The organism is Mycolicibacterium bacteremicum, assembly GCF_002086115.1.
Lineage (GTDB): Bacteria > Actinomycetota > Actinomycetes > Mycobacteriales > Mycobacteriaceae > Mycobacterium > Mycobacterium bacteremicum.
The window spans coordinates 1-7,220 of sequence record NZ_MVHJ01000057.1 but is presented as its reverse complement, the minus strand read 5'-3'; the positions used below and the strand labels follow the sequence as shown (position 1 = coordinate 7,220).

7 protein-coding genes are annotated in these 7,220 nt (G+C 70.0%); 2 read left to right on the top strand and 5 right to left on the bottom strand.

The window, feature by feature from the left end:
• Positions 1-116: 116 nt before the first annotated feature.
• Entirely contained in the window at positions 117-1,574 is a 1,458-nt protein-coding gene (locus BST17_RS28335; protein ID WP_083062339.1) for an aldehyde dehydrogenase, read from the bottom strand.
• The gene (locus tag BST17_RS28330; protein ID WP_083062338.1) at positions 1,571-3,925 is read right to left on the bottom strand and encodes a CaiB/BaiF CoA transferase family protein; all 2,355 of its coding nucleotides are present in this window, start codon (positions 3,923-3,925) and stop codon (positions 1,571-1,573) included. Before BST17_RS28330 ends, BST17_RS28335 begins: the two co-directional genes overlap by 4 nt.
• An 84-nt stretch (positions 3,926-4,009) precedes the next feature.
• Between BST17_RS28330 and BST17_RS28325 the strand changes: the two genes are divergently transcribed.
• The gene (locus BST17_RS28325; RefSeq protein WP_083062337.1) at positions 4,010-4,786 is read left to right on the top strand and encodes a CPBP family intramembrane glutamic endopeptidase; all 777 of its coding nucleotides are present in this window, start codon (positions 4,010-4,012) and stop codon (positions 4,784-4,786) included.
• Positions 4,787-4,792: 6 nt separating this feature from the next.
• On the opposite strand, the gene BST17_RS28320 is transcribed toward BST17_RS28325, so the two are convergent.
• Entirely contained in the window at positions 4,793-5,059 is a 267-nt protein-coding gene (locus BST17_RS28320; RefSeq protein ID WP_083062336.1) for a helix-turn-helix domain-containing protein, read from the bottom strand.
• 114 nt (positions 5,060-5,173) lie between these two features.
• On the opposite strand from BST17_RS28320, the gene map reads away from it, so the two are divergent.
• The gene (gene map, locus BST17_RS28315) at positions 5,174-5,941 is read left to right on the top strand and encodes a type I methionyl aminopeptidase (protein ID WP_083062335.1); all 768 of its coding nucleotides are present in this window, start codon (positions 5,174-5,176) and stop codon (positions 5,939-5,941) included.
• A 6-nt stretch (positions 5,942-5,947) separates the two neighbouring features.
• Here the strand turns inward: map and BST17_RS28310 are convergent, their stop codons facing one another.
• The gene (locus tag BST17_RS28310; RefSeq protein ID WP_083062334.1) at positions 5,948-6,250 is read right to left on the bottom strand and encodes a GlsB/YeaQ/YmgE family stress response membrane protein; all 303 of its coding nucleotides are present in this window, start codon (positions 6,248-6,250) and stop codon (positions 5,948-5,950) included.
• 141 nt (positions 6,251-6,391) lie between these two features.
• Positions 6,392-7,220: APA family fibronectin-binding glycoprotein (locus tag BST17_RS28305; RefSeq protein ID WP_207573732.1), on the bottom strand; the 829-nt coding region annotated here is incomplete at its 5' end.

Below are 7,220 nucleotides of genomic sequence, written 5' to 3'. Positions count from 1 at the left end.
GGGGGGGGGGGGGGGGGTGTGTGGGGGGGGGTGTCTCGTTTTGGGGTGTGTGTGTGTTTCCCCTGTGTTTTGGGGGCGGGGGGGGGGGCTGTTTTTGGGTGTGTCGGGGGTGGTGGTCACGTTTTTTGCGGTGGGCAGGCGGGGGGTGTGGGGGCCGGCCCGACCCGGTAGATCGACTTGAGCACCTGATAGGCGGCCAGGCCCTCGGGGCCGAGTTCGCGACCGAGCCCGCTGGCCTTGATACCGCCGAAGGGCGCATTCACGTCGAGTTGGTACTCGTTGACGCCGATGGTGCCGGTGTGCACGGCGCGCGCGATGTCGGTGGCGCGGTCGACATCCTGGGACCACACCGTGCCGCCGAGGCCGAATTCGCTGTCGTTGGCGATGTCGATCGCCTCCTGGTCCGAGCCGTACGGGATGACCGTGAGCACCGGGCCGAAGATCTCCTCCTGGGCGATGCGCGCCGAGTTGTCGACATCGGCGAACACCGTGGGCGCCACGAACCAACCCTGCGGCTGATCGGCCGGGACCGCGCCGCCGGCAACCAGTTTGGCCTCCGACCGACCCACCTCGATGTAGTCCAGCACCCGCTGCTGCTGGCGCCTGCTGACCAGCGGCCCGATATCGGTGGACTTCTGCAGCGGATCACCCACCACCAGCCCGTCGGCCAGCGCGGCGACGGCGTCGACCACCTCGGCGTAGCGCGACCGCGGCGCCAGGATCCGTGAGCTGAGGTGACAGGTCTGGCCGTTGTTCACGAACGAGGCCGAGCGCAGCCCCTTGACGGTGGCATCCAGGTTCGCGTCATCGAGGATGATCGCCGCCGATTTGCCGCCCAGTTCCAGCGTGACGGGCCGCAACAGCCGCCCGCACACCTCGGCGATGGTGCGCCCGGCCGCGGTTGAGCCGGTGAAGGCGACCTTGTCCACCCCCGGATGCGCGACCAGGTGCGCACCGGCCTGCGGCCCGCCGGCCAGCACGTTGAGCACACCGGCCGGCAACCCGGCCTCCTGCGCGGCCTCGGCGAACACCAGTGCGTCGAGCGCGGTTTCGGGGGCGGCCTTGAGTACCAGGGTGGCACCGGCGGCCAGCGCGGGTGCGATCTTCATGGCGGCCAGGGCCTGCGGATAGTTCCAGGGGGTGATCGCGGCGACCACACCGACCGGTTCGCGGCGCACGATGGTGTGCCCGATGGCCGCGGGCCGGGTCTCCTCCTGCGCGCCGTGTTCGATCAGGTCGGCGTAATAGCGCAGCAACAGCGCCGGATACAGCCCGTTGGCGCCCCTGGACAACCGGATCGGCATCCCGTTCTCACGTGAGCACAGCTGTTGGGTGTCCGCCCCGCGCTGGTGCAGGGCATCGGCGAACCGGCGCAGGGCCGCGGCCCGCTCGGCCGCCGGGGTGTGCTGCCAGCCGGGCAGCGCGGCCCGCGCCGCGGCCACCGCGGCATCGATCTCGGATTCGGTTGCCGCCGAACCCAACCCGAGCTGCTCCTCGGTGGCGGCCTCGATGACCGGAGTCGCCTGCGACGCGGTGCGGAACTCGCCGCCGATGAAGAGGGATGCGGTGCTCATGGTGCGCTCCTGGGGTCGGTGGTGGATTCGAACAGCACACCCGCGGCGATGAGGCGGTCGATCTCGGCGAGATCCAGCCCGAGCGCCCGGTGCGCGATATCGCGGGTGTGCTCCCCTGCCGTCGGGGCCGGGCGGAGCTCGCCGCGCGGGATCCGGCGGTACGGCGCGGGGCCGGTCTCACTGGGCATCGGGTCGTCGAACAGCGGATGCTCCAGATCCTGGTAGAGCGAACGGAATTGGAGCTGCACATCGTCGAGGACATCGGCCGGCCGATTCATCGGCCCGGCCGGGATGCCGGCCCGTTGGAGTTGCTCGGTGAGCTCGTGCTTGTCCCGGCCACTGGTGTAGGCACCCAGGATGGCCGACAGCGCACCACCCTCGGCGGGCAGGTCGATACCGATCAGGGCCGCCAACGCCGCCCGGTCGGATTGATCGCGCACCGAGATGACGCACCATTCGTCGTCACCGGCACAGGGACACACCGCGTGCACGGCCGGATCCTCGGTCAGCGGCAGTCCGGACTGGGCGGCGGCCTCGGCGACATAGGCCACCGCGAGTTGATTGACCGCCACCTCGGCCTGCGAGATGTGCACGTGCGCACCGGTGCCGGTGCGTTCCCGTCCGATCAACGCCGCCAGGGTGGCGATCGCGGTGATCCTCGCCGCGACGTGATCGGGGAAGATCGTGGTGGCGTCGAAGAATCCTGCAGAACTGTCCTTCTGAACTCCGGGAGCCCGCCAGAGCCGGGTGACACCGGTGGTGGCCCGCACCAGCGGCCCGTAGCCCATCTGGGCGCTCCACGGCCCCCGGTCGCCGAAGGCGCTGCTCTCGGCCAGTACCAGCCGGGGGTTGAGCTCCTGCAGCTTGTCGAAGGAGAAACCCAGCGCTGCAAGCGTTCCCGGCTTGAAGTTGGCGAATACCACGTCGGCCCGGCTGACCAGTTTGGCGAAGATCTGGGCGCCCTCGGGACTGCGCAGGTCCAGCCCGAAGCTGAGTTCGTTGCGGTGGGTCAGCGCCCACGACGAACTCATCGCCTGCCCGGGCGCGGTCTGGCGCAGGCCGTCCGGATAGGCAGCGCTCTCCACCTTCACCACGCGCGCACCCAGGTCCGCGTACAACCGCCCGAGTTCACCGCCGGCGACGATGACACCGAGGTCCAGGATCCGCAGTCCGTCGAACGGCCGCGTCCCCTGCTTCTGCGGTCGGCCCAGCGCGTTGGCATCATGGCGCCATCGCGCGGCCGCGTCGCGGGAGGCGGGGGCGCGCAGCCCGACATGGCGACCATCGACGACGAACGGGCCCACCGGCACCGTCACGGTGGCGCCGTCACCGACCGGCAGCGGCGCCAATGCGCCGACAGCGCGGAAGTGCTCGGAGGCCAGCGCCTCGGCAGGTGTCTGCACGGCAGCGATCGGCACGCCGCGGGACTGCCCCTGCTTCACCAGATCGGCCATCGCCTGATCGGCGAACAGCGCGCCGATGAGTGAGTTCAGCTGATCGGTGGCGGCGAAGCGCGCGGCGATCGAGTCGAACCTGGGGTCGGTGAACTCCGCGGGCTCACCGAGCCAGGCCCGCATGCCGCGCCACTGCCGCGCCGAGAGTAGACAGATGCGCACATATCCGTCGGCGCACCGGAAGGTCGGGTAGATCTGCTGGTTCCGGGGGCGTCCGCGCCACCCGCCGGTGCGTTTCAGACCGGACGCCGCCTGCCCCTGGGAGCCGAAGGGCGGATCCAGGGCCTGCACCACGGCTTCGAACCGGGAGAAGTCGATGTGGTCGCCGCCGCCGTGGCGCAGTCGGTGGTAGTAGGCCGCCAGCACCGCCCAGGCCGCCTGGGCCGCGGCGGTGGCCGACGCGATGCCCACCGGCGGCAGCACCGGCGTCCCGGTGGCCGGGCCCGAGCGCGACAGCGCAGTCGACATCGCGTAGAAGACGGCGTCGGTACCGTGCCAGTCCCGGTACGGCCCGTCGGTCCCGAAGTCGGTGACCGTCATGGCGACGAGGTCGGGGTGGCGGTCGGCGAGATCGGCGGCGGTGGCGCCGAAGGCGGGCGCGAGGTGACCGCCGTCGACGAGGATGTCCGCACCGGCGACCAACTCGTCGAACCGGCGCCGGTCGGCGTCGTCGGCGGGATCGAGGGTGACGCACCGTTTGTTGGCGTTGTCCAGGGTGTGCGGGACACTGACCGTACCCACCAGGGGCGGCGCGTGCCGGTCGTCGGCACCGTCGGGCACCTCGATCTTGAGGACGTCGGCGCCCAGGTCGGCGAGCAGCCGGGTCACCGCCGCGGCGGCCGGTCCGGCGAGGTCGAGGACCCGCACCCCACCCAGCAGCACCTGCCCGGCCGTCACCGCGTCATCTTCCGCACGCCCGACACCATAGCGCGTCAGTTCGCTAACTAAGGTAGACAACCGCTGCACGTACACTGACAGACGATGTCTGACGCCGGCGCGGTGGTTTCACCGATCGATTCACCTGCCCATCCGCTGGTTGGGCAGCTTTCGGCGTTGCAGCACTTCCGGGTGTACGTCGACGTCGCCATCGTCATCGTCGTGCTGGTGGCCACGAACCTCGTCGCGCACTTCACCACTGCGTGGGCGAACATCGCAATCGTCCCCGCGGCCGCCGTCGGGCTGGTCATCCTGGTGCGCTCACGCGGCTTGTGCTGGTCCGAGCTAGGCCTGGGCCGCGAGCAGTGGCGTTCCGGTGCCGGATATGCGCTGGCCGCCGTCGGGATCGTGCTCGCCGTGATCGCGATCGGCGTCGCGCTGCCGTGGACCCGACCGATGTTCATGAACAACCACTACGCGACGCTGTCCGGGGCATTGATCGCGTCGATGGTGATCATTCCGCTACAGACGGTCATCCCAGAGGAGATCGCGTTCCGCGGCGTCCTGCACGGTGCCATGGACCGCGCCTGGGGATTCCGCGGGGTGGCGGCCGCCGGGTCACTGCTGTTCGGGCTCTGGCACATTGCCAGCTCGTTCGGATTGACCAGTGGCAACGTCGGTTTCACCCGGATCCTGGGCGGCGGTGTGTTCGGCATGGTGGCCGGCGTGGTGGGCGCGGTGATCGTCACGGGCGCGGCGGGTTTCGTGTTCACCTGGCTGCGGCGACGCAGCGGCAGCCTGATCGCGCCGATCGCGCTGCACTGGTCCCTCAACGGGATGGGCGCCCTCGCGGCGGCGCTGGTGTGGCACGCCTCGAGCTGACCGTCCTCACCCCGTGTGCTCCAGGTCCACCGGGAACAGACAGATATCGGCGAGCTCATCGAGCGACACCGGCAGCACCCGCGCCAAGGCCGCCACGGTGGTGAAGGCCGGCGTCGCCAACCGACCGGTCTCGATCTTGCGCAACGTCTCCGGGGAGATACCGGCCGACGCGGCCACCTCGGTCAGGGTCCGTTCACCACGGGCATGGCGGAGCTGTTCGCCGATGCGTTTACCGGCGGCGAGCTGTTCGGCGGTCAGCGGAAGGCGCACCATACGGCCAGCCTAGCGTGCGCGGTATGAAAATACCGGATTCGTCGGCTAGGGTGAGGTTTACAACCGGTATTTTCATACCGATACCGAACGATCGAAATGAGGCACAGCCGACCCATGGTGGAACTGAAGACACCCCAGGAAATAGCGGCGATGGCGGTCACCGGCGCGTTCATCGCCGAACTGCTCGACGACCTGGCCGGCCGGGCCCGCCCTGGAGTGAATCTGCTCGATCTCGAACACCGGGCCCGTGACCTGATCGCCGAACGGGGCGCACAATCCTGCTACTGGGATTACGCCCCGTCCTTCGGTCGCGGGCCGTTCCGCAACGTCATCTGCCTGTCGGTCAACGACGCGGTACTGCACGGCCTGCCCCACGACTACGTGCTCGCCGACGGCGACCTGCTGAGCATGGACATCGCCGTCTCGATCGACGGCTGGGTGGCCGACTCGGCCCGCAGCATCATCGTCGGCACCCCGCGCGCCGACGACCGCCGACTCATCGAGGCGACCGAACGCGCACTGGAGGCCGGAATCGCCAAGGCACGGGCGGGGAATCGGCTCGGCGACATCTCCGCGGCCATCGGCGCGGTGGCCGCCGATTACGGCTACCCGGTCAACACCGACTTCGGTGGACACGGGCTCGGCCGGACCATGCACGAGGACCCGCACGTGCCCAACATCGGCCGCGCCGGCCGCGGACTGAAGCTGCGTCCCGGACTGACATTGGCCTTGGAGCCGTGGCTGGCCGCCGGCACCGACCGCATCGTCTACGACGCAGACGGGTGGACCATCCGGTCGGCCGACGGCTCCCGCACCGCGCACAGTGAACACACCATCGCCATCACCGACGGAGCGCCGCGGGTGCTCACGGTGCGCGGGTGACCGCGATCAGCTGCGCTTGGTCACCATGCCGACGATCCACAGCAGGATCACCGAGCCCAGGACCGCGGTGAACAAGGTGAACCACCATCCACCACCGGCAGTGTCGAGGAAGAAGCTCAGCAGGAATCCGCCGATGAGCGCGCCGATGATGCCGATGACGATGTTCATCAGAATCCCGGAGCCGCTGCCCTTGACGATCTTCCCGGCGATCCAGCCGGCGATGGCTCCGATGATGATGTAGCCGATCCAGCCCACGCTCGTCTGCGTGGTCGAGCGGGCCAGAAATTCCGTTGCGGCCAACATGTCCATATCCGAACTCCTGCCTCGATGTCCCGGAACGGGCTCCCATGGATGGGATGCCCGGGCCCTTTCGGCCGGGCTGTGTTCCGGTGTACCCCGGCCAGGTAACGATCACGCCCGCGAAACGGGCACGATCGCCCCGTCATCGGGTCAGGCCGGCGGCAACATCCCCGGTGCGGTGTTCGGATCGACCGGTACCGGCACGCCGACTCCCGGCCGCGGCGGCGGGGGCGGGGGCGGCGACCACGGCCGGATGGACTGCGCCAGCGTCACCGCCGCGGCCTTGTCCACCGGATTGTTGGCCGTTCCCAGCCACACCACGAACCACCGCTCGGGGGCACGCTGACCGCGGGTGCCCGCGGCCACCGGCGCGCCGACCACACCGGACCAGATCTGCCCGGTGGGCTTGTTGGTGTCGGTGAACTTCACCTCGTAGTAGGACGCGGCGCCGGACAGGTCGCCGGCGGTCAGCGGGGTGTTCTCCTGACCCAGCCGGGTGCCCGGGAACGGCATGAAGAACTCACCCATGTCGGAGGCCAACCGGGTCGCAGCCTTGGCGTTGTCGGCCTCTGAGCCGGCGAACAGCTTCAGATCGAGCCTGCCGAGCAGCACGCTGGTGTCGTTGGGCGGCTGTTCGGTCCCGGCCGGGGGAATCTTCGTCAGCAGCGCCTGACCGTAGGACAGCTGCGTGGCGTCGGCGACCTGCCACCCTTCGGGCACCACGTAGCTGAAGCCGCCGGCCGCGTTGTCGACGCGGCCCGGTTCGGGCGCGGGCGGCGGAGGCGGCGCGTTCGGATCGACCGGCGGCGCGTTCGGGTCCGCGGGCGGCGGAGGCACGCCGGGCGGCAGTGGTGCCGGCGGGGCCCCGGGCGGCGTGCTTAACGCGGTCACCGTTTGCCCATTCCCGGGGGGACCCCAACGCCAAGGGGCGGGGGCCGCAGCGCCCCGGCCCCATTCATCGCTGAGCGTCTGTCCAGAT

What these genes read in the sequence shown, in the direction of transcription:
- BST17_RS28335 (WP_083062339.1), bottom strand. Translation starts at nt 1,574, where the DNA reads ATGAGCACCGCATCCCTCTTCATCGGCGGCGAGTTCCGCACCGCGTCG.
- BST17_RS28325 (WP_083062337.1), top strand. Translation starts at nt 4,010, where the DNA reads ATGTCTGACGCCGGCGCGGTGGTTTCACCGATCGATTCACCTGCCCAT.
- BST17_RS28320 (WP_083062336.1), bottom strand. Translation starts at nt 5,059, where the DNA reads ATGGTGCGCCTTCCGCTGACCGCCGAACAGCTCGCCGCCGGTAAACGC.
- map (WP_083062335.1), top strand. Translation starts at nt 5,174, where the DNA reads ATGGTGGAACTGAAGACACCCCAGGAAATAGCGGCGATGGCGGTCACC.
- BST17_RS28310 (WP_083062334.1), bottom strand. Translation starts at nt 6,250, where the DNA reads ATGGACATGTTGGCCGCAACGGAATTTCTGGCCCGCTCGACCACGCAG.